General features: G+C 62.4%; 16 protein-coding genes. 3 read left to right on the top strand and 13 right to left on the bottom strand.

The window, feature by feature from the left end; all coding sequences use genetic code 11:
• Nucleotides 1–605: 605 nt before the first annotated feature.
• The 4 genes from APH36_RS14820 to APH36_RS14805 all read right to left on the bottom strand — a co-directional run bounded on the left by APH36_RS14820 (nt 606) and on the right by APH36_RS14805 (nt 6,307).
• Nucleotides 606–1,496, bottom strand: coding sequence for a transporter (locus APH36_RS14820; RefSeq protein WP_060499243.1), 891 nt, complete (start codon nt 1,494–1,496; stop codon nt 606–608).
• Between the two features lie 61 nt (nt 1,497–1,557).
• On the bottom strand, nt 1,558–2,682 hold the full coding sequence (locus tag APH36_RS14815) for an NAD(P)-dependent alcohol dehydrogenase (protein WP_060499242.1): 1,125 nt from the start codon (nt 2,680–2,682) through the stop codon (nt 1,558–1,560).
• An 18-nt stretch (nt 2,683–2,700) separates the two neighbouring features.
• Nucleotides 2,701–4,170 (bottom strand): benzaldehyde dehydrogenase, encoded by a 1,470-nt coding sequence (locus APH36_RS14810; protein ID WP_156866776.1) that lies wholly within the window; start codon nt 4,168–4,170, stop codon nt 2,701–2,703.
• Nucleotides 4,171–4,594: 424 nt separating this feature from the next.
• Nucleotides 4,595–6,307, bottom strand: coding sequence for an FAD-dependent oxidoreductase (locus APH36_RS14805; protein ID WP_060499240.1), 1,713 nt, complete (start codon nt 6,305–6,307; stop codon nt 4,595–4,597).
• A 195-nt stretch (nt 6,308–6,502) separates the two neighbouring features.
• Between APH36_RS14805 and APH36_RS14800 the strand changes: the two genes are divergently transcribed.
• From APH36_RS14800 to APH36_RS14790, 3 genes are all read left to right on the top strand, one after another.
• Complete coding sequence (locus APH36_RS14800; RefSeq protein WP_060499239.1) at nt 6,503–7,279, top strand: IclR family transcriptional regulator; 777 nt, start codon at nt 6,503–6,505, stop codon at nt 7,277–7,279.
• Nucleotides 7,280–7,418: 139 nt separating this feature from the next.
• The gene (locus APH36_RS14795) at nt 7,419–8,471 is read left to right on the top strand and encodes a Gfo/Idh/MocA family protein (RefSeq protein WP_082426399.1); all 1,053 of its coding nucleotides are present in this window, start codon (nt 7,419–7,421) and stop codon (nt 8,469–8,471) included.
• Nucleotides 8,472–8,500: 29 nt separating this feature from the next.
• Nucleotides 8,501–9,316, top strand: a complete 816-nt coding sequence (locus APH36_RS14790; protein ID WP_060499238.1) for a sugar phosphate isomerase/epimerase — start codon at nt 8,501–8,503, stop codon at nt 9,314–9,316.
• A 106-nt stretch (nt 9,317–9,422) separates the two neighbouring features.
• Here the strand turns inward: APH36_RS14790 and APH36_RS14785 are convergent, their stop codons facing one another.
• The 9 genes from APH36_RS14785 to tssK all read right to left on the bottom strand — a co-directional run bounded on the left by APH36_RS14785 (nt 9,423) and on the right by tssK (nt 21,103).
• A complete protein-coding gene (locus tag APH36_RS14785; protein WP_060499237.1) occupies nt 9,423–10,751 on the bottom strand; it encodes an MFS transporter in 1,329 nt (442 codons plus the stop codon).
• Nucleotides 10,752–10,947: 196 nt separating this feature from the next.
• Nucleotides 10,948–11,205 (bottom strand): PAAR domain-containing protein, encoded by a 258-nt coding sequence (locus APH36_RS14780; RefSeq protein ID WP_060499236.1) that lies wholly within the window; start codon nt 11,203–11,205, stop codon nt 10,948–10,950.
• Nucleotides 11,202–12,095: a DUF6708 domain-containing protein gene (locus APH36_RS14775; RefSeq protein ID WP_060499235.1), complete on the bottom strand. Its 894-nt coding sequence runs from the start codon at nt 12,093–12,095 to the stop codon at nt 11,202–11,204. Before APH36_RS14775 ends, APH36_RS14780 begins: the two co-directional genes overlap by 4 nt.
• A gap of 2 nt (nt 12,096–12,097) precedes the next feature.
• Nucleotides 12,098–15,088, bottom strand: coding sequence for a T6SS effector BTH_I2691 family protein (locus APH36_RS14770; RefSeq protein WP_060499234.1), 2,991 nt, complete (start codon nt 15,086–15,088; stop codon nt 12,098–12,100).
• A complete protein-coding gene (locus APH36_RS14765; RefSeq protein WP_060499233.1) occupies nt 15,081–16,013 on the bottom strand; it encodes a DUF4123 domain-containing protein in 933 nt (310 codons plus the stop codon). Before APH36_RS14765 ends, APH36_RS14770 begins: the two co-directional genes overlap by 8 nt.
• On the bottom strand, nt 16,010–18,178 hold the full coding sequence (locus APH36_RS14760) for a type VI secretion system Vgr family protein (RefSeq protein WP_060499232.1): 2,169 nt from the start codon (nt 18,176–18,178) through the stop codon (nt 16,010–16,012). The genes APH36_RS14765 and APH36_RS14760 overlap by 4 nt, the downstream gene beginning before the upstream one ends.
• Before the next feature lie 74 nt (nt 18,179–18,252).
• Nucleotides 18,253–18,768: an Hcp family type VI secretion system effector gene (locus APH36_RS14755; RefSeq protein WP_060499231.1), complete on the bottom strand. Its 516-nt coding sequence runs from the start codon at nt 18,766–18,768 to the stop codon at nt 18,253–18,255.
• Nucleotides 18,769–18,900: 132 nt separating this feature from the next.
• Nucleotides 18,901–19,764 carry a type IVB secretion system protein IcmH/DotU gene (icmH, locus tag APH36_RS14750; protein WP_060499230.1) on the bottom strand — a complete coding sequence of 288 codons (864 nt, stop codon included), beginning with the start codon at nt 19,762–19,764 and terminating at the stop codon, nt 18,901–18,903.
• A 1-nt stretch (nt 19,765) separates the two neighbouring features.
• Nucleotides 19,766–21,103, bottom strand: a complete 1,338-nt coding sequence (gene tssK, locus APH36_RS14745) for a type VI secretion system baseplate subunit TssK (protein WP_060499229.1) — start codon at nt 21,101–21,103, stop codon at nt 19,766–19,768.
• Between the last annotated feature and the right edge of the window lie 7 nt (nt 21,104–21,110).

The following is a 21,110-nucleotide window of genomic DNA, read 5'->3' as shown; positions in this document are numbered from 1 at the left end:
GGTCCAGCGCCCCCAGCAACTCGCCATTCACCCCGCGCAGCGGCACGCTGACGCAGAAAAACCGAGCAAACTCCTGCAGGTAATGCTGGTTGCCGGCCACGATGGCCGGCAGGCCGTCCATCAGCGTACAGGCCGGGGCAGTGGTGCCGACGTCCACCTCGCTGACCCTGCGCCCGGCGTGCAGGGCCGACAGCGGGCTGTCGATACCGCCCGGCTTGCGCGTTTGCACAATACGGTTTTCCGGGTTGACGCAAAACAGCATCCAGTGGGAATCGCCAATCAGCTCCCACAAGCGCTCCAGCTCGGGCTGCACGCAGGCGGCCAGCTGGGTGTCTGCGTCGGTCAGTGCCTGCACATCCAGTTGCCCGCGCGCCAGGCGTGGCTGCCAGGGGCTGAGCCCGGCAGCCCTGGAACGCTCCCACGAGCGCTCGATAGGCTCGGGCAGTAGCCCGGCGGGCAATGGCAAACCGTCGGCAAACTGCTGGCGGGCGCTGTGCAGCTGGAGTTGTAGGCGATCCATGGGTACACCTTGTGAGGGTTGACGGCACGCTACTGACTGCGCGCGTTGCGCCGCTGCCAGCAGCGCGTCAAGGCTGGCGGGCCAATCAGAACAGCAACAGCGCTCGCAGGTTGACCCCGGTGTCTTCCTGGAAACCGCCGATCACGCGGGTGTCGTGGGTCAGCTGGCCGCTCAGTTGTACGGTCTTGCCGACCATCTGCTGGAACTCCAGGCGCACTTGCTGCACTTCGGTCTTCTGCCCGGTGTAGTCGCCTGACAGGTGCTGCTTGCCACCCTCGCTGGCTGAGAAGCCCAAGGCCAGGCGCTGGGCCGGGTTGAAGTCATAGCGCAGGTTGGTCTGCAGCTGATAGGTCGGGTTTTGGCGCAAGGTCTGGCTGCCGCTGCCGGCCTTGTCATTGCTGCCGTAGAGCACGGCATCGGCATACCACTCCATCGACCAGCGGCCCCACAGCGGCTCCACCCAGCCCAGTTGCAGGTCGCCTTTCCAGCGGTTTTCGCCCAGGTTCACACCGGCGTCGCGGTCATACTGCCCCCATGGCAGGTACAGCAGCGGGGTGATGCCGAAGTAGCGGCCACTGGCACCCACACCCGGCTGGTTCACCAGCCAGAACGTGGCGCCGATGATCGGGTCGGCCATGCCGCTGTTGCTGCCCAGCGGCTGCCCGCCCACCTTCACGTCGTAGACATGGCCGAAGGGCAGGAGTATTTGCGGGTCTACCGTTATGCCGCCGATTTCGGTGAAGTGAATCAGGCGCAGGATGCTGATGTTGGCGCGCAGGCGGGTGTTGTGTGTGGCGTCGGGCGCGCCGTCGCCCTTGAAGCGGTCGGCGCGGCTGAACTGCTGGTACCAGGCGGCGACGTTGGTACCTGGCGGCAGCGCGGTGTAGTCACCGGCATTCACATCTACGGCCAGGGCTTTGGCCGAAACCAGCGCGCAGGCCAGCGCGCCCCAGGCAGGGCTGGAGAGTCGTGTCATGTCAGGGTTTCCCTTGTTCTTGTTATGGGGTGAGGGCAGCGCGTGGCTGCCCCCTGAGGGTTTATTTCTGGATGCGGATGATCGGCTTGAGGGTCAGGCCTTTCTCGCTGTCCTCGGCGGCCTGGTTGATCTGCTCGAAGTCGTAGAAGCGCACCAGCTTGTCGAAGGCGAAGCGGCCTTGCAGGTACAGGTTGACCAGCTCGGGGATGAACTTCTTCGGCACGCTGTCACCCTCAACGATGCCGCGAATGACCTTGCCGCCCAGCAACAGGTCGTTGACGTCGAATTGCGCGGTGGTGCCCAGCGGCGGTGCGCCCACCACCCCCAGCGCGCCCCGGCTGCCAAGGGCATCCACGGCCTGGCGCAGCACTTCCGGGCGCCCGGTGGACTCCAGTGCAAATTGCACACCGCCACCGGTGATTTCACGGATGGCGGCGACCGGGTCGGCCTCGCGGCTGTTGACCACATGGGTGGCGCCCAACTCCAGCGCCAGGGCCAGGCGCGAAGGCACCACGTCGACCGCGATGATGGTGGCGGCGCCTGCCACTTGTGCGGCCAGCACGGCCGAAAGGCCTACCGCACCACCGCCAAAAGCGGCAAAGGCGCTGCCGGGCGTGACTTTCAGCGAATTGATCACCGCACCTGCACCGGTCTGGATGCCGCAGCCCAGCGGGCCGAGCAGCTCGATGGGGGCTTCCTTGGGCACGCGTACGGTGTTGTTCTCACGCCCCAGTGCGTAGGTGGCGAACGACGACTGGGCGAAGAAGTGGTCATTCAGGGCGTGGCCCTGTTCGTCCTGCAGGGCATGCTCGCCTTCGGGGCCGGCGCCACTGAAGTTGCGCCCGAAAAAGTCCTGGCAGTAGGCCGCCTGGCCGGCGTCGCAGGCCAGGCAGTGGCCGCAGTAGCCGTAGGTCATCACCACATGGTCGCCCACGGCCAGGTTCTGCACCAGCGGGCCAACCGCCTCGACGATACCCGAGCCCTCGTGGCCGAGTACCGCTGGCAGCGGCACGGGGTAATACTGATCGCGCACGATCATGTCGGTGTGGCACATGCCTGTGGCCACGATGCGTACCAGCACCTCGTCACCTTGCGGTGCACGAATGCGTGCCTGCTCCAGCACGAAGGGGGCGCCTTTGCCACGGGTAACGGCAGCCTGAATGGGGCGCATAAGAGGGGTTGTCATTGTTATTGTTCTCCGGGGTTACAGGGGGTAGGCAGGTGCTTCGCCCTTGAGGGTCAGCCATTGCCATTGGGTGAACTCTTCCCAGTTGGCGGCGCCACCGATGCTGGTGCCATTGCCGGATGCACCGACGCCGCCGAAGGGGTTGATGACCTCGTCGTTGACGGTCTGGTCGTTGATGTGCAGCAGCCCGGTGCGCAGTTGCTCGCCCAGGCGCAGGGCACGGCCAGTGTCGCGCGACAAAATGGCAGCGCTCAGGCCGTAGTCGGTGTCGTTGGCCAGGTCCACCGCCTGCGCGTCAGTGTCGAACGGCACCACCACGGCCACGGGGCCGAAGATCTCTTCATGAAACGCCGGGTTGTCACGTTGAACGTCGCTGAGCACGGTCGGCTGGAAGAACAGCCCGTCTGCCGAACCACCGGTTGCCAGCGTCGCACCGGCAGCGTGTGCGGCCTCGACGATACGCAAGGCGTTGTCGCGCTGAGCGGCGTTGATCAGCGGGCCCAGATGAACCTGGCCACTGGCCGGGTCACCCACGGTCAGGCTGCGTGCCTTGGCCACCAGGCGTTCGACGAAGGCGTCATAAATGCCGCGTTGCACCAGTACCCGGCCGGTCGACATGCAGATCTGTCCTTGGTGCAGGTACACCCCCCAGGTAGCGTTGGCGATGGCCAGGTCCAGGTCGGCATCGTCGAGGATGATCAGCGAGTTCTTGCCACCGAGTTCCAGCGAGACCTTTTTCAGGTGGCGCCCGGCGGCCTCGCCAACCTTGCGGCCGGCTGCGGTAGAGCCGGTGAACTGGATCATTGCCACGCTGGGTGACGCGGTAAGTGCAGCACCGGCTTCTGCGCCGCCCGGCAGCACATGCAGCACGCCCGCCGGCAAACCGGCCAGCTCGAAAATGCGGGCAATGACATGGCCGCCACACACAGCGGTGCGCGGGTCGGGCTTGAGCACGACCGCATTGCCCGTGGCCAGTGCCGGGGCAACCGCGCGCATGGCCAGGTACAGCGGGAAATTGAACGGCGAAATCACCCCGATCACACCTAACGGACGGCGCCGGGCGATGCTCAGGCGGCCGGCGCTGGACGGCAGTACTTCGCCCTGGCTGCGCGAGGGCAGGGCACAGGCTTCGTGCAGCGACTTGAGGGTGATGGACGCTTCAAAGCCGGCCTTGGCCTGAGTGGAGCCGCTTTCACGGACGATCCAGTCGGCGATTTCGGCCTGGTACTGCTCGGCGATGGCGGCGGCCTTGCGCAGGACTTTGGCGCGTTCATCGTAGGGCAGGGCATACCAGCCGCGCTGGGCCGTGGCGGCCACGCGGGCACTTTGCTCTACCTGCCTGGCCCCGGCGTTGGCCAAGGTACCCAGTGCCTGGCCATTGCCGGGTGAGGTGATTGCGGTAGCGGGCAGTTCGCCGGGTACCCAGGTACCGGTGAACAGCCGCTCATTCCAGAGTTCGTTGGGCAGTAAGGTATTCACGCAAAGCATCCTGTGTGTTGTTGTGTTCACGGATGCTTGTTGCAGGGGGCATGCCAACGCGGTGCGGGTGCAAAATGCCGGGCTTGTGGTGGGGGGGTGTTCACATACTGAACACATGCCGGTTTTTCGGGTGTTCATTTGCTGGACACAGCGCTTTACGCCTTAAGGTTTGAAGTGTCTGCGAGACCGAGCGCCGTCCGCACGGCGCATCGCGATCTGTGCTCGCTCCTACGTTTGTTTCGGGCCAATTAATTCTGTGTTTTTGCGCGCGAACACCTTGGCGCATGGCGATGTAGCGCCGATAAACAAGGCGGTCGCGCGCGTCTGCCATAGGCGTAACTGGCCCGAAACAAACGTAGGAGCGAGCACAGATCGCGAGGCGCCGCGCGGGCGGCGCTCGATCTGATGGCCGGCTCAAACCTTTCGGCGTACCTCACTCATACGCCTGCACCCCGGCAATGTGCCGGCCGGCCACATAGCCAAAGGTCAGCGCTGGCCCCAGGTTGATGCCGCCCGACGGGTACCAGCCACCAAACACGCTGGCCATGTCGGTACCCGCCGCATACAGGCCTGTGATGGGTTGCCCGGCTTCATCCAGCACCCGGGCACTGCCGTCGGTGCGCAACCCGGCAAAGGTACCAAAGCAGCCAGGCTGCACCTTCACCGCATAGAACGGCCCGTGTTCGATGGGCGCCACACACGGGTTGGGGCCCTTGTGCTGTGGGTCGCCCTGTTTGCGGTTGAACGGCGTGGAGCCACGGCCAAATGCCGGGTCCTGGCCATTTCGTGCATGTTTGTTGAAGTCGCTGACCGTGGCGCGCAACCCGGCCGGCTCAATGCCACAGGCGTCCGCCAGCGCTTCAAGCGTGACACCCCGCTTGAGATAACCGCTGCGCACATGCGGCCACACCGGCAGCGGTGCCGGGCGGGCATGGCCCAGGCCAAATCGGCGCAAGAAGCGATGATCGCACACCAGCCACGAGCACACTTCTTCACCCTGCGGCACTGCCGCGACCATGGCCGACACATAGTCGTAATAGCCATGCGCTTCATTGACAAAGCGCTTGCCGTTGGCCAGCACGCCGATGATGCCCGGCTTGCCGCGCTCGATGATGTGCGGGAAGTGGCCGATGCTGCCATCGCGGTGCGGCACGCGCGAAACCGGCGCCCAGGCCACCGGCGATTTCAGGTCGGTGGCCACCACGCCGCCGGCCGCCTCGCCAAGGCGCAGCCCGTCACCGGAACACCCCTGTGGCGGCAGGGCCAGGTTGTCGTGGCCGCTGGCATCGCGCGGGAACAGCTGCTGGCGCCGGGCGCTGTCGTTGGGGAAGCCACCTGCTGCAAGCACTACTGCCTTGGCACGGATCTGCCGCTCGCCCTGCGGTGTGGCCACCCGAGCCCCGCACACCCGGCCATCTTCGACCAGCAGGCTTTTGGCCGGCGCCGACTCCTGCAGGTGCACACCCAGGTCCTGTGCCGATTTGGCCAGCCGCGCCACCAGTGCCACGCCGTTGACCAGGTGCATCGCCCGACCATACCGCGCCAGGTGATACAGGTGGCGGCCAAATCGCTTGCACACGTGCAACAGTGCCTTGGGCGAACGGGTCATGTTGAGGAAGGCTGCTAGGTCGGCACCGGCCATGATCGGCATGCCCATGAACGAGGTTTCGCGCAGGGTCTTGCGCAGGCGTGGCAGCAAGGCACCTACCTCGCGGGCATCATAAGGTGCGGCGATCACCTGGTGCCCGCCCTGGGCTGCGCCCGGTGTGTCGCCATGCATGTCCGGGATGCCGTTGCCATCGGCAAACTGCAACGCCGTATGCTTCTCGAAAAACGCCACCATGTGCGGGCAAGCCTCAAGAAAGGCATCGACGCGCTCGGCGTTGTAGTGCGTCCCCAGTTCATGGCGCAGGTAAGTTCGCGGCTGCTCGATGTCCTCCACGATGCCGGCCCGCTGTGCCAGCGGGTTACGTGGCACCCACGCCCAGCCGCCGGACCAGGCGGTGGCACCGCCAAACACGGGCTCCTTCTCTACCACGATCACCCTCTGCCCATGCCAGGCCGCCGTCACGGCCGCAGCGAGCCCGGCGGCGCCGGAGCCTATGACCAGTACATCGTATTCGGTATCCAGAGCAGCTGAGGGCATCGCGGCATTCCTGTATATTTATTAGAACAAGGTTCCATATTTTTATCAGCAGCGCCTTTACCCGCAAGGGCGTGGCAGCCCGGGCAGGCAACAACTGGGCGATAACCGGACACTTCAGCGCGACTTCGCTGCGGCCGCTATCGCTCATATGGAATCATCTTCTAGAATCCGCAAAAAAATCAGGGACCTGTAGTCATGGCTGGTAGTCAGATCGAACGCGCCTTCAGTCTTGTAGAAACCCTTACCGGCGAACCCCGGGGGCTGCCGTTGCAAACCCTGGCCGAGCGCCTGGACATTCCCAAAAGCGCCGCCCACCGCATGCTCACCGAGCTGGTGCGGCTGGGCTACGTGCGGCAGAACCGCGACAACAGCCGTTACCAACTGTCGGCCAAACTGGTGGCCTTGGGGTTTCGCTACCTGTCGAGCAACGGTGCCGACATCATCCAGCCGATTCTCGACCGCCTGGCCCAGGACAGCGGTGAGCTGGTGCGCCTTGGCGTGATCGACGGTGCCCGCCAGACCTGGATCGCCAAGTCTCAGGGCGCCCGTTCCGGGCTGCGCTACGACCCGGACATGGGCCGCGATGCGCCGCTGTTCTACACCGCGTCCGGGCATGCCTGGCTGGCCAGCCTGGACGATGAGCAGGCGCTGCAGATGGTGTTGCGCCAAGGTATTGCCGACCCTGCGCAGTTCGGCCCCAACGCACCGCGCTCCACCGACGAGCTGCTCGCCTACCTGCACCGTGCCCGCGAGCGTGGTTATGCCTGGGTCGAGGAAACCTCGGCCATCGGCACCTCGGCCCTGGCTGCCGTGGTGCGCCGCCCGCACACTGACGAGGTGATCGGCGTATTGAGCATTGCCGGGCCCAGTGCACGGATGGCGCAAAGCCGCCTGGCAGAGCTGGCGCCGCTACTGCTGGCTGCTGCACAAGAGCTGTCGGCGGCCAGCCGGGCAAGCGAATTGTTTGCCTGACGCGCATTTCCGGTCGATTACCGAACAGCTTGTCCTGCGGGTTCTTCTGAAAAGCTGAACTTGGTTCTAAATTGTGTTGTATGAATTGTGGAATCGAATTTCATAATTCATACAACAACAATGACAAGAGGACAGGCTGTTGAACGCACCCCTTCGTATTGCCTTGATCGGCGCCGGCATCATGGGCCGCCAGCACTATCAGCACTTGCGCAATGTGCCACACGCCCAGCTGTGTGCGGTGGCCGACCCCGGCCCGCAGGCCGAGGCTTTTGCCGCCGAATGCGGCGTGCCCTGTTTTGCCGACCACCGGCAGATGCTGGAGCGCGCACGCCCCGAGGCAGTAATTGTCGCCAACCCGAACAACCTGCATGTGGCGACCGCCCTGGATTGCGTCGAAGCCGGCGTGCCGGTGCTGGTCGAAAAACCGGTGGGCGTGCACCTGGATGAGGTTCGCGCATTGGTGGAAGCATCGCGCCGTTGTGGCGTACCCGTATTGGTCGGCCATCACCGACGGCACAACCCGCTGATCGCCAAGGCCCATCAGGTGATTGCCGACGGCAAGCTGGGCCGGTTGATCAATGTCACCGCGCTGTGGCAGCTGCAAAAACCCGACAGCTATTTCGAAACCCCATGGCGCCGCGAACCGGGCGCCGGCTTCCTGCTGACCAACCTGATCCACGACCTCGACCTGCTGCGCCATCTGTGCGGCGAGGTGGTACAGGTGCAGGCATTCACCCGTAACGATGTACGTGGGTTTGCCAACGAAGACAGCGCGGCGGTGCTGCTGCAGTTCGCCAACGGCGCACTGGGTAGCCTGACCGGCTCCGACGCGGTGGCGGCGCCGTGGAGCTGGGAGCTGGACGCTGGCGAAAGCCCGGTGTATCCGCGTCAGGATGGCCAGCCGTGCTACCTGCTGGCCGGCACTCAAGGGGCGCTGAGCATTCCCCAGCTCAAGCGCTGGCACTACGCCGAGGCGGGCTCGGGCTGGCACACACCGCTGCTTCAAAGCGAGGAGAGCATTCCCGCCGGCGAGGCCTTGACCCTGCAGTTGCAGCACTTCGTGCGGGTTGCCCGGGGCGAACAGGCACCGCTGATCGATGCCGCCGACGGTGGCCGCACGCTGGCGCTGATCGAAGCGATCCGCCAGGCGGCGGAAACGGGCCGGGCCTGCGCGCCCGAGCACATCGCCTGACGCAACCTCTACGCTTTTGGTGACGATAAATGACTGACCGTATTTTCTCCCTTGCCGCCCTGACGGTACTCGAACTGTCCCCGCCAGAAATGGTCGAGGCGGCAGCCCGTGCCGGTTATAGCCACGTTGGCCTGCGCCTGGTGCCCGCCACCGAGCAGGAGCAGCACTTCCCGCTGGTGGCTGATACCGAGTTGCGCCGGCAGACCCAGGCGCGCCTGCGTGACACCGGCATCAAGGTGCTCGACCTGGAAATCCTGCGCCTGAAGCCGGGGACATGTGTGGCTGATTTCGAACCGATTCTTGCGGTGGGCGCCGAACTGGGTGGCACTGAACTGCTGGTGGCTGGCAACGACCCCGATGAAGCACGCCTGACCGAGCGTTTTGCAGCCCTGTGTGAGCTGGCGGCGGGCTATGGCATTCACCCGCACCTGGAATTCATGCCTTGGACCGACGTACGTGACCTGCGCCAGGCCATGCGGGTGGTAGCCAACGCCGACCGCGCCAACGGCTGTGTGCTGGTGGACGCGTTCCATTTCAACCGCTCCCGGTCTTCACTGGGCGACCTGGCGCAACTGGCGCCGCAGCGCATGCGCTATGCCCAGCTGTGCGACGTTGCCGGCCCGGTACCGGCCGACATGGACGAGATCCTGCGCCAGGCACGTAACGAGCGACGCTTCCCGGGCGAGGGTGATGCCGACCTTGCAGGCTTGCTGCGCGCCTTGCCGTCGAACGTACCGCTAAGCCTGGAAATTCCCACGCGGCAGTTGCTGGAACAAGGCATCAGCGGCGAACAGCGCGCGCGTATGGCGCTGGAGAAGGCCAAGGCTGTGTTGGCCACAGTCTGACTTCGAACAGGCGGCGCGCTCACACCGACGGCGCGCTGTCATGGCCTGATCACCAGACCAAAAAAAGGGCCCGCAAGGGCCCCGTAGAGGAAAGTGACTAGCGCACTCAGGCGCTTTCGACCTTGCGCGGTGCCATGAAGTACATCCACACCAGCGCCAGGAAGTACATGGCCGGAATCATGGTAAACAGCACGGCATAGTTGTTGTGGGTAGCGGTCAGCACGCTACCGACGATCTGTGTCATGAACATGCCGCCAATTGCCGCACACATGCTGCCAAAGCCGAACACCGTGCTCACCAGGTGCCTTGGCGTGTAGTCCATCACCAGGCTCCAGATATTCGCCGTCCACGCTTGGTGCGCGCCCACCGCCAGCGAGATGGCCGCCACCGCCACCCACAGGCCACTGGCGTTGGCGGCAAAGATGACGCTGAGCATGGTGCAGGCAAAGATCAACATGGATACCAGCCGCGCCGTCGTGGCACGCACGCCGCGTCCGATCAGCCACGACGACAGAATGCCGCCGCCGATGCTGCCAACGTCCGCCGTCAGCCAGATGATAATCAGCGGGATACCCATCTGGGTCACGTTGATGCCCAGGCTGTACTGCTGGTTAAGAAACGGCGGCAGCCAATACAGGTAGAACCAGAACACCGGCGCGGTAATCGCATAGGCCACCGCAAAAGCCCAGGTCCCGCGTAGGCGCAGGATGCGGCTGAACGGCACGCGGGTCGGCTCGGGTTCGTCATCCTGCTGGATGTACTGCACCTCGCTTTGTCGCACGCTGGGGTGGTCTTCAGGGTTGTAGTACTTCAGCAGCCACAGCACCACCCACACCAGGCCCAGGCTGCCCATGGCGATGAATGCGGCCTGCCAGCCCCACACGGCCAGAATCAGCGGTAGCAGGGCCGGGGTAACCATGGCGCCGACGTTGGTGCCGGCGTTGAACAGCCCGGTGGCAATCGCCCTCTCACCCGCCGGGAACCACAGCCGTACAGTCTTGACGCAGGCCGGGTAGTTGGCGGCCTCGGTCAGGCCCAGGATGAAGCGGCAGACCATGAAGCCGGCGGCCGAAGTCGCCAGGCCGTGAGCACCGGTGGCCAGGCTCCACAGCAGCACGGCGAAGAAGAAGGCGCGTTTTACCCCCACCTTGTCGATCAGCCGGCCCTGCAGCAGGAAGCCGATCGCGTAACCGACCTGGAACCAGAAGTTGATGTTGGCGTAGTCCATCGCCGTCCAGCTCATTTCCTTGGCCAGCACGGGTTGCATGATGCCGAGCGCGGCACGGTCGATGTAGTTCAGGGTGGTGGCGAAGAACACCAGGGCAAGCATGCCCCAACGGGTTTTGCCGACGCCGAACGCGCCGCGAAGCTTGTCGCCGATCGAACCCGGGTGCATCCGGGTTCGATCGGCGGGGGTGATCTTGGAGTGGTTCATAAACGGCTCGTTTCTTGAAATTGTATTCAGCTGCGGTACGACAGGTACGTGGCCGGTTCCCAGGCAGGGGGGCACGCAAGGCCGGTGCATGGTGCGCAGTGAAGATGGCAGCGTCAATTCACGAGACGGGCTACTGTTCGGTTATCGAACGGTTGCGAGGTGAAAAACAGATTGGCTAACGTGCTGATAGTCGTTGTCAGTCTATGAGCCAACCCGGGTCACCCTCGACTAGCGTGCCGCCATGGCTGGTGGTGCCCCCCTCCCTTGCTGCGGGCTGGCCCTCGATGATCGTGCAAGCTGCGCTCGTTTCGATGACGGCGCCACAACTGATGCGGTCGCCCACGCGCGCCACGGCTCTGCCGTCTACGAAGGTTGCACTTGCACCGTTTTGCACCGTGCCTTCGCCATGGATCGGGCAGCTGTGGCGATGGCCTACCAATACGATGGGTCTCATTTGCGTTTCCTTTTGTTGAATTTAGCAGGGGCTTCTTCGAAGGCGGCAGGGGGCGGTGGCGCGGCTCGAACGTTGAACAGGCGGCAGATGCCGTACCAGCAGATGGCGACGGTGAGGTTGTAGGGGAACAGCACGGCCCAGAAGGGCAGTTGCCAGTTTTTCTTGCCCTGCATTTCACCGGGTTCGCCGGTTCGCCAGGGGGCGTAGTGGCGCCAGGCTTCAGCCGGGGTTAGGCAGATGGCATGCAGGGGCTTGTGCCACCAGTTGGGTTCGCCGGGAGGGGGGAGTTTGTCGGGGCCGTGGGCCATGAAGTGGCGCAGGTATTCCCAGACTTCGGCGACGTGTCTGACGCCGGGTTCGGTGGGCTCGTTGCTGTCGACCCAGAGGCAGTCTTTTTGGTGGAGGCTACCGTCTGCTCGGCGCGGAGCGAAGGCGAGGGCGTAGCTGGTGCTGAAGGATGAACCACCATATTCGGTGCGTTTGAAAAGGCCACCGCCGGTGTTGCTCCACTCAAAGACTAATACTTTGCTCAAACGTCGGTAGTAGATTTTTTGAGTTGAGCGGTTGAGGCAGAAGCTTGATAAGCGTTTTATGAAATATATACGATAAAATAAAAAAGGAAGGAATATGAACGGTCCAATTGCGACGCTGGTTATAAAGGTCGGGCTGAAAATGTGTGGGTTCCAGGCTTCGCTCGATAGTAAGTAAGGGTAAAAGCCGATCATCAATGCGAGAGTCATTGCGCAGTACAATTTCCCCATGAAGACTGAGTCTGTTACCCAAGGGTTTCGTAGGCATAAAGTATTCTCGGATACGCTTGCCAGTTGTCCCCCAATTGCAGGTTTGTGCCCAGAGTCTGACGTTGAATTGAATACCCAGGTGGTTGCCATAATCAGCGCTCCAGACGAAATATTGATTGGGTCTCATTGTCTTCGTTCAGGCCTTGATTGGCGCTGTAGCCTAGATGTAATGAGACATGTTTCTGGTTGACTAACGTGTTTTTGAAATGCAGAACCAGGCCGGCATTTACGATGTGGCCCGTTGGGGCGACTGGGAATACGTCCATTCCTTGGTCGTCACGGAGGGAACTCAAGCTTCCTGACCATTCACTTACGCCTAACCTAAAGCCAGGCAGCAGCACGGTGAACTCAACGGTTGGTTGAGGTGTGGCTACTTCATTGTGTGTGATAGCGGTCCAGTTTGGTAGGGACCAGTGATTATTTAGATGCCATTTCGTGTCAACGTCAGTTATACCCAGTGACAGGGCCTGCTCGGCAGATAGTAGCTTGGGTCCGTAATGCTCGTTGTGCCAAGCTTTGACTTCAGTTTGTAGCGAGGCGAAAGCAGGGAGTTTCTTCTCATAGTCCAAGGTGATGTCGGGACGTGCCTCTCCATCATTGATGCGATTGCCGAAGATACCGCGTGCTGCCCAAAGCTCAATTGGGCTGTGAAGGTGCTCGTGTGCCTTGGCGTTTAAATAAAGACCTCCTGCAATGATTGCTACACCTACGAGGACAAGGGCAGCTGCGGCCCAGCCGGCGAACGGCACAACTGATGTCGCGCCGGCAACGGCAAGTCCTGCTTCAAGGACGACAGCGGAACCAACAGCCATGGTTAAGCTACCAGTCACGGTGTAGTCGGCAGCCGCTCGATTGCCATTCGACCTCTGACGCCCAGCCTTGGAGAGATCAGAAAACAAGCTAAATACTATTGCCGGGTATCCGCCTAACCGCGCGAACAGGTTGCTACTTAAGAACTTGATAATTCCGTTGCCAAACGCCATGCCCGGTGCTGTCGAACTTAACCGCAGCATGACGGCCTTCTGCGTCGCCCTTACGCTGACCAGCGTCGCCGCTGCTGCACCGATCACCCCGAAAATCGACGAAGCAAAACCCAACGTGTATTCCGGGGCATTGCTTTTCTGCAGGCTGTTGTAGGCCGTCTGGAGCGATAGGATGTTGTACCACAGCATCCCCGCGTTCAAACCTCCGCCTCCACCCGAGGTGAGCATCCCGAGAAAGTTGGGCTTCACCCGTGCTGTGGTGGTCATTTCGATCGAGACCGTCCGGCTCCCCGAAATGCGCAACTGCTTTATCTCCTCAACCTGCGCCATGCCATTCTTCAGGTACTTCTCCACCTCCTGGCTGAACGGATTGTTCTTGATGGCCTGCTCGGTGACTCGGTAGCGCGCTGCCAACAGCCCCAGCGCTTTCTCGGCATTCGCTTCACGCGCCGCCAACAACACCTGCTGGCGCAGGCCATGGCTGGCGTCCCAGCGGGTTTGCCCGCGCAGGCGCTTGAGCACCACGGTATTGACCGACTGGGCGGTGAGGTCGGTGATGTCGGCCATGGCCGGGAAGCGACCGGCCAACCCTTCGATCACGTTGTCGCTGGCGCCGAACAGGCTGCCGATCGAATCGGCCTTGTCCTTGAACGGGTTGAACGGCGCCAGGGCGGTGTACAGCGGGCTGTCGTCCCGGTCCAGCCACTGCTCCAGGCGTTTGAAACGCCGATCCAGTTCTTCGGCGCCCGGCGTCGGTTGGCCCATCGGGTGGATCAGCAGCGCCAGGGAGATTTCCAGGCCACGGGCGGACACGATTTCGTCGCGGTCGTAGCAGGCCAGGGCGGCGGCCAGGCTGTAGGGGTTGTCGATATGCTCGGGCTCGGCCGTCGCCAGCCAGGCGTCATGGTCGTTGCTGGCGTGCAAGGCCTGGTTGCGCAGGGCGGCCATCCGGCGTCCCAGCGCGTCGCGCTCGGCGAGGAAGCGCCGGTATTTGTCCAGATCGAGGCGCTGTGCCAGGCGCGCACCGTGGGGGGAGTAATCCTTGTGGGTGAGGGCCTGAAAATGTGACTCGGCGGGCGACAGGGCGGGGCCCCGGCGTTCCGTGCCCAGCCGGAACGCGGCGAGTTCGGGCGAGGCAGCGTCGGCCGGATACATACTCTCCAGAGTCTTGTTCAGCAGCATGGCCACCAGGTTGCGATGGTGAAAATCACGGCTCTGCGTGCTCAACTGTTCGGCATCCAGCTGGAAGCACGCCGGCACGCGTTCGTGCTCGGGTGGTTGGGCGGGTTTGGTGTGTTGCAGCTGCTCGGCGGGCATCAGGTCGCGCAATTGGTGCTGGTAAGCCGATACCGACAGACTCAGGTCCAGGGCCATGCCCTCGGCGTCGGCGAGCGCGACCACCACTGGCACTTTGGGTTGGGTCCAGGGATAGTGCCGGGCCACGGCGACGAGGTTGCCGATGGGCAAGGTGTCGGTGATCGGGTCGCTGCTCCAGCTCAGCGGCATGCGCCGCTCGGTGGGCTTGAAGTCTTCGACCCAGGTTTGCAGGGCACTGACCGGCAAGACATGGGGCTGGGTCGAGGGTGCCCGATTGCCGGCTATCAGTTCGGCCATGTCCAGCCGGCGCATGTGCCGTTTGAGCAGGGCGGACGAGCCGGTGATGCGGGCGGTCATGGCGTTGGTCCGCAGGTGCGGGCTGTAGCCGATCCACACCTCCCTGGCGGTATCGGGGCAGGTGTCGGCCCACACCCAGCCCATGGGGCGGCTGGACAGATAGCGGTCACGCCGGTGGTAGCCATCCAGCCCTTTGTAGAGCAGTTCCTTGTAGAGGCCCGCGCCAACGTACTCATGGATGACCAGCTTCTGGCCCAGAGTGCCTTTCATGAACACGTAGACATAACCCGGGCGCAGTGCGCGGAGGGTATAGGCAGAGTGCTGCAGCGGGGCGAAGCCTTGTTCCAGGTTGAAGCATGATTCGGCGTAACGGCAGGCGGGCGCGTCAGCGGTGCGCGGCACGATGGCATAGCGAATGGGCAGAATGGGGACGCGTGCGCTGCAGGCAGGGCCGGAGGTGGCGCTGCTGACACTGTTGTCATTCATGGTTGGATTCCTTGCTCTCGACCAAGGCGTGCAGTTCGTAGAGGCGGCCCTGTGGAGACTCCTCGAGGTTGGTGTAGATCTTCCCGGCCTGGTCATCGGTCATGAGCCACATGTGCCTGGCAATCAGCCTGATGAACTCTCCAGCGACCTCCTCATCGCGAAAGTTGAGGGCTTTCAGTTGTGGCAGCAGGCTCTCAATCCATTGCCTGATGTTGGCCAATGTGTGGGTGGCGTGCTGTGGCAGGGCTACCACCTCGTGTGCCAACGTGAGCACGAAATGCTCGTGCATGCCTGCTTGCAGCCGCTCAAGTTCAAGCCTGCCAAGTGAGAGCGGGGCTTGCGAAAAGGAACGTGCAGGGGTCGGGCTGCGTTTGAGTGATTTCCACGCGTGAGCGGGTCCCCAGTTGACTCGCCAGGCCAACGAAGTCACAGGCCCAAGCCATTCGTTTCGATGCTCTTCATCCAGTGCATCCAGCCAGGCCGCCAGGTGGTCCGGGTTGAACTGGAAAGTGGCCAGCCCCTGATCCGGAAGCGAGATTTGCACAAGGCTGGTGAAATGGTCTGCCAACTGGGCAAGCCCAATGTCGGCATCCAGCGCAATGACGCCACCAACGGGCATCCAGGTAGCGATTGCATGGGCAAGCAGTTCTGGTGCATCTGACACAGCTACCAGCAACGGGCCGAAGTCATGGCGTTCGTCCAGAGCGCTGCGCCTCCACAGCCACGCATGCTGGGTGTTCAGGCTGACATCATTGATAAGCTCAAGTACCGAAGGGGCATAGGCGGGTACCAGCTCACCATTGGCAAGTATTTGGGTTATAGGCCGGTAGGCCCAGTGCTCGATCACGCGGCTTTCGAGCAGCAGAAAGCGAGCGTTCTTCCCGAAGTGCTCGCTCGGTTGTGAGAGGGTGGTTGTTGTAATCATTGGCCTGGCCCTCGCATACAGCGGCAGTCGGGCATGGCGCAGGTGCCATCGGCGCGGCGCCCGCACTGGCGCTCCAGAGGTTTGCCAGTGACCGGCGTGCCGCTGATTGAGAAGGGGTTGGTTGCCCCGTCTGCAGACTTGAGCATCTGGCCGTTGATGCGAATCGTCGGGCTGTCCAGTGTGATGCCTGTCTCGTCGATCCGGATGGCGCCCCCTGGCCCCTGGATGATCACCGCTTCCGCCGTGCGAAGCTCATAGCGGCGTGTTCGCCTGCGGATTTCCTCGCGGGCTTCAAGCGCTGCAAGCCCTTCGACCTGTTGATAGAGGTTACCGCCGATAAGGGTGTGGTGATTGGCGGTGATCCGGTCGTGGCGGTGATTACCGATGGTTTCAACGCGGTCCTTGGCAATATTGATGGTCTGGTTGCGACCTATATCGAGCGCGGCATCCTGGCCAATGGAGACGCGCTCATCATTGCCAACCGTTTCCGTGCGGTCACGGCCGATCAGAATGGTTTCGTCGTTACTGACCTGTTCATGGCGATCATTGCCGACCTGTGTCGTCTCGTCGTGCTTGACCACGTTGTTCTGGTCTTTCTGGGCATGGATGAACACCTCTTCCTGGCCCAGTTCATCTTCAAAACGCAGTTCATTGAAACCATCCCCCTTGTGGGTCTGGCTTTTGATGGTCATGCGGGTCTTGTGCCGGGGCAGGTCGTAAGGCGGTAGCTGGTCACCGCAGTAGGTGCGCCCGGTGATCATTGGCTGGTCAGGGTCGCCGTTGACGTAATGGATGATCACGTCCTGGCCGACACGCGGGATAGCCATCGAGCCCCAGCTACCGCCGGCCCAGCCTTGGGATACCCGTACCCAGCATGAACTGAACGCGTTGTCCTGGCTTTCGCGGTCCCAGGGGAAGCTGACCTTCACCCGGCCCCACTCATCGCAATAGATTTCCTCACCTGGCGGCCCGACAACGGTCGCCATGTGGGGGCCATCAACCCGTGGCCTGGGCAGCGGGGCAGGGCGCCATTCAGTTCGGCCTGGCACCAGTAGCGCTTTTTGTTCGTAGCGTGTGCCTTGGTCGGCACCGGCCGACTCTTCCTGCAAGCTGGTGAACTGGCTACCTTCGTGGGTGACCGTGCTTGCCCGCCAGTGCACATTCAGGTCTTCCCGGGGGTGGCCGGTCAGGGTGAAACTCAGGCCCGGTTGCAGGCGTACATCGTCGCCTCGGACTTCGGCAATGCGCACGTCGTGGCGCAGGGCGGTGATGCGGTTTTCGGTGAACGGCTTGCCGACGGCATCGCGTTTGTAGCGGCCGGGGTAGTCGAAGCACTCATAGTCTGTGGACTGGTGTTCCAGATGGGGCCCCGAGGCCCGATGTTCCTGGCGATAGGCCGGGTGGGTGAAGGTGTACTCGCGCTGAACCTGGCGTGCGGTTCGCACGTGTTCGCTGTAGCGCAAGTATTGCAGACAAGGGGTGTGTCGGATGCCCCCGCTGTTGGCGTGGTACAGCACGGTGGAAGGTCTGGCTGGTTTGTTACCCTCGACGAAGCCTTCGTCATCGTCCTCGCCATGGGCTGTGTCGCACTCGATATGCCCCAATGTGAGCAGCCGGTCGGTGATGATCAGTTTGTGCTGCTTTTCAGTGTGCTCAAACCGATAGACCATGCCTTCTTCAGCAGCGATGCGGGCAAAGAAGTCGAGATCGGTTTCGCCAGCCTGTACGCAGAATTCCCGGACGTGGTAGTCGAAACCGGTGCCGAATTGATACTGGACGATACCTTGACGCTTGAGCATCAGTTCGAGAATTTGCGGGGCGGTCTTGTGCTGGAAGATGCGCCAGTTCGAGCGCAGCCTGGCGCGGGCCAGTTGGGGCTCGACCAAGGCATGGTAGTAGGTACGGCAGAAGCCACTCTCGCCCTGGCTGAAGCGGCTGACCAGGCCGTGTACGTACCGTACAGGGCGTTCACCCTGCCAGATGGTGAAGAGCACGGGTTTGTCGAGCAGGTGGCCGAAGTCGATGTCGTGTTCGAAGCTGATCAGCTCCAGGGTCAACGTAAATGGTTGGCTGAGCGCTTCTTCGAGCTTGAATGACACCACTTCGAACTCAGCGTTGCCAACGAGGGGCTGGAGGCTGTATCGCAAGTCAGATTGGCTGGGCATAAGCAGTTCTTGTCCGTCGTCTGAGACTTCGAAGTGCCCAGGCAGACCATGACTGCCCGGGCTTTTCCGTTAGATCAGGCGATCGGTTTACGCCAATCGTCAGAGCCTTCGGTACCTGCGGTCACATGTGTCCATGAGATCTTGCGGTATGACAGGGCCACTTCGACAAGCTGCGTGTAATGCTCGTTTTTCTGATTCTGGGCATGCGGAAGGACGGTATTGATGTCCACGATGGTGGCGTCCTCCAGCATGGTGGTGAAGAAGTGCTCCTGCTTGCCTTCCACTGAGGTGCGGTACCAGTTCACTTCAACGGTCGGCAGCATTTCGCCGCTGGCCAGGGCCTGGTACATCAGTGGTGTGGCCTTGTTCAATGAACTGGTGAAAACGAAGGGCTTATGCACCCTTTGACCGGCAGGCTGGCCACTTTGCGGATCGGTCGGGACAGTTACCTGGTGCTTGATTTCCTGCACCAGAATTTCGTCTTCATGGCCCTCAACGAACACATTGCCGACGGAGTCGGACGTGAATGCACCTGCGGTGATGTTGCCTTGGGTCTTGCCTTCGATCTTGATGTAAGCGGGTGTTGGCATGGCAGTTTCTCCTGCGTCCATGTGGATTAACACGCACACCACAGGTGGCGTGGCCATCGAAAACGATGGGCTTTTCAATGAGGCAGATGCCTCGCTAATGGGGTGAATTCGGTGGGTGCATGTAGCCTTCGCCTACTGCTGCAGGATGGCGTTGAGCGACTCCAGTACTTCTGTGGTAATCAGGTGCAACCGGTAGCTGTAGATGCCGTAGGCCACGGCCATGGCGATGGCGGAAATCACCAAAGGGCTCCACCAGGGCCATTGCCGGTTCATGCGGAAGTTGCGTGGGGCCACATTGGTGTAGGGGTCGCAGACTTCTTCAGGGGTGGGGCCACGCAGTTCGCGGATGATCCCGTGCAGTTGGTGAATCAGTGCAGTGACGGTTTCTTCGCCTTTCGGCGCCAGCGCATATTTGCCCCTCAGCCCAAGGCAAAGGGCGAAGTACATGAACTCCAGCACGTCCTGATAACGCTTGGGCTCCTGCATCAGGCGCGAGATCACGGTGAAGATCTTTTCTCCGCCCCAGGTCTCGTCGTGGAAGATGCTCAGTAAGGGTTCCTGGCTCCAGCAACTGCTTTTGCCCCAGGGCCGCTCCATGACGGCTTCGTCGATGAACAGGCACAGGCCGTAGGTATACGCCAGCAGCTGAGCGGGCTCGTACCCGTGCTGGCGCATTTCTTCCTGAATGTTGTCGATCTGGTTGCGCACTTGCTGGTGCACATCTTTGATATTTGGCAATTCGTCCAGCGTACGCAGGCGTATGACCAGGCCAAACAGCGGTGATGCTGCATCCAGCATCAGGTTGGCGAACCCGCCCCGCAGCTGAAACTGCGGGTCGGCGGGATAGCCTTCATACACAGGCTCAGGCTTTTGCGCAGAGGCTTGCCCATTGGCCGGCGCGGCCTGGTGGTCGGGTACTGATGGTTTAAGGTTTGCATTCAGCTGACTGACTTCAGCGTTTGTTGCATCGGTGGGGGTAGTCGTGTCATTTGCCATCTCACTGACTCCTGATCGCCCAGAACTGCAGTTCGAGGCCGGGGAATTCGCCCGCGATGTGGAGACCAAAGCCATTGGCCTCGGCCATGCACGCCCAGGCCGGGTCGCGCCTGTTCACCTCGAAGTAACTGAAGCCCGCGTGGAAAGGCAGGTCGCGCGGCGCCACCGGCAAAAGCAACAAGGGGATGCCCGGCAGTTGCAGCGGCACCAGGTCGTACAGCGACTCCAGTGAGGTGATCTTGGCTTTCTGGATGAACATCTGGCGCAACACCTGCGGTGGCAGGTCGGCGCGCACGGCAAGGATGAAGTCGGCTTCGTCGATCAGACGGCGGTCTTCCAGCCTGGTCGTCATCACACCGAACGCTTCGTTCACCAACGGCAGTGAAATGGCGCGCGGCTGCAGGACGGTGCTCAGGGCGCGGCGCAAAGTGTCTTCCAGCGGCTTGAACGAAGTGCGCAGCGCTGTGTGGTGGTATGCGGGGTAATCTTGCGGGAGCCTGCTTTCGTCGGTGAACGTGACAAACTCGCCGCAGGCCTGGCTCATGCACAGGTAAAGCTGCTCGGGGTGCGTTTGCGCTTGCCGAGCCAGGTGCTGAAAGCACGGCCACCAGCGGTTCATGGCCTGCAGCAGGTTGAAGTCGCGAATGTCGGCGATACCGGACTGGCCCGAGGCGCCAATACGCTTGGCAAGGCCTCGCGCTCGCTCGCGCAGGGTGTTGGTCATTTCGTCAAGAAACCGCTGCAGTGCCGGCACCGCCCGCACTGACACGCTGGTGGGGTAGAAGGTTTCGTCCAGTTGCAGGCTGCCGTCAGGGCGCCGCTCCAGGATGCGTGTCATGGCCAGGCGTGTGTAGGCACTGCTGTCTTCAGCCTTGCGTTTTAGCTGCAGGTTGGGCATGGCAAGGTCTACCTGTACCAGGTCACCGTTCGCAGAGTGGGTGTCCTTGATCTCCTGTGGCTGGGCGGTGTAGCGGTAGTTGGCGGCAGTGTCGGGCCAGCTCACTTCGCAGCCGCCCTCGGTGCGCAGCGGCAGGCACAGATACACCTCGCTGTCCTTGCACGCGTCGCCGTCGATTTCCAGCGGCGGCGGCGGTGGCAGGTCGGCGGGGATGTCAAACACGGTGCCGTCCGGCATCACGCCCCGCGCCCGGGTGATAGCGATCTTGCCCAGGCTTAGGTACTCGTCGTTCAGCTGTAGCTCGCTAAAGCCGTAGAAGGCTGCGTTCAGGCTGGCAAGGCGCTGGTGGAGGGCTGCTTCACCCGCCCGGGCTGCTTGCTGGAAATGCTGTGGTTTTACGAACAGGCCTTCTGGCCAAAGAACGGGATTGCGTGAACTCATGGACACT

Source organism: Pseudomonas sp. NBRC 111133 (assembly GCF_001320605.1).
Taxonomy (GTDB): Bacteria; Pseudomonadota; Gammaproteobacteria; order Pseudomonadales; family Pseudomonadaceae; genus Aquipseudomonas; species Aquipseudomonas monteilii.
This window is presented reverse-complemented; position numbering and strand designations above follow the sequence as displayed.

Excerpts from the sequence above, each read along its gene's own strand:
- APH36_RS14820 (WP_060499243.1), bottom strand. The coding sequence starts at position 1,496 with ATGACACGACTCTCCAGCCCTGCCTGGGGCGCGCTGGCCTGCGCGCTG.
- APH36_RS14815 (WP_060499242.1), bottom strand. The coding sequence starts at position 2,682 with ATGACAACCCCTCTTATGCGCCCCATTCAGGCTGCCGTTACCCGTGGC.
- APH36_RS14810 (WP_156866776.1), bottom strand. The coding sequence starts at position 4,170 with ATGCTTTGCGTGAATACCTTACTGCCCAACGAACTCTGGAATGAGCGG.
- APH36_RS14805 (WP_060499240.1), bottom strand. The coding sequence starts at position 6,307 with ATGCCCTCAGCTGCTCTGGATACCGAATACGATGTACTGGTCATAGGC.
- APH36_RS14800 (WP_060499239.1), top strand. The coding sequence starts at position 6,503 with ATGGCTGGTAGTCAGATCGAACGCGCCTTCAGTCTTGTAGAAACCCTT.
- APH36_RS14790 (WP_060499238.1), top strand. The coding sequence starts at position 8,501 with ATGACTGACCGTATTTTCTCCCTTGCCGCCCTGACGGTACTCGAACTG.
- APH36_RS14785 (WP_060499237.1), bottom strand. The coding sequence starts at position 10,751 with ATGAACCACTCCAAGATCACCCCCGCCGATCGAACCCGGATGCACCCG.
- APH36_RS14780 (WP_060499236.1), bottom strand. The coding sequence starts at position 11,205 with ATGAGACCCATCGTATTGGTAGGCCATCGCCACAGCTGCCCGATCCAT.
- APH36_RS14775 (WP_060499235.1), bottom strand. The coding sequence starts at position 12,095 with ATGGCAACCACCTGGGTATTCAATTCAACGTCAGACTCTGGGCACAAA.
- APH36_RS14770 (WP_060499234.1), bottom strand. The coding sequence starts at position 15,088 with ATGAATGACAACAGTGTCAGCAGCGCCACCTCCGGCCCTGCCTGCAGC.
- APH36_RS14765 (WP_060499233.1), bottom strand. The coding sequence starts at position 16,013 with ATGATTACAACAACCACCCTCTCACAACCGAGCGAGCACTTCGGGAAG.
- APH36_RS14760 (WP_060499232.1), bottom strand. The coding sequence starts at position 18,178 with ATGCCCAGCCAATCTGACTTGCGATACAGCCTCCAGCCCCTCGTTGGC.
- APH36_RS14755 (WP_060499231.1), bottom strand. The coding sequence starts at position 18,768 with ATGCCAACACCCGCTTACATCAAGATCGAAGGCAAGACCCAAGGCAAC.
- icmH (WP_060499230.1), bottom strand. The coding sequence starts at position 19,764 with ATGGCAAATGACACGACTACCCCCACCGATGCAACAAACGCTGAAGTC.
- tssK (WP_060499229.1), bottom strand. The coding sequence starts at position 21,103 with ATGAGTTCACGCAATCCCGTTCTTTGGCCAGAAGGCCTGTTCGTAAAA.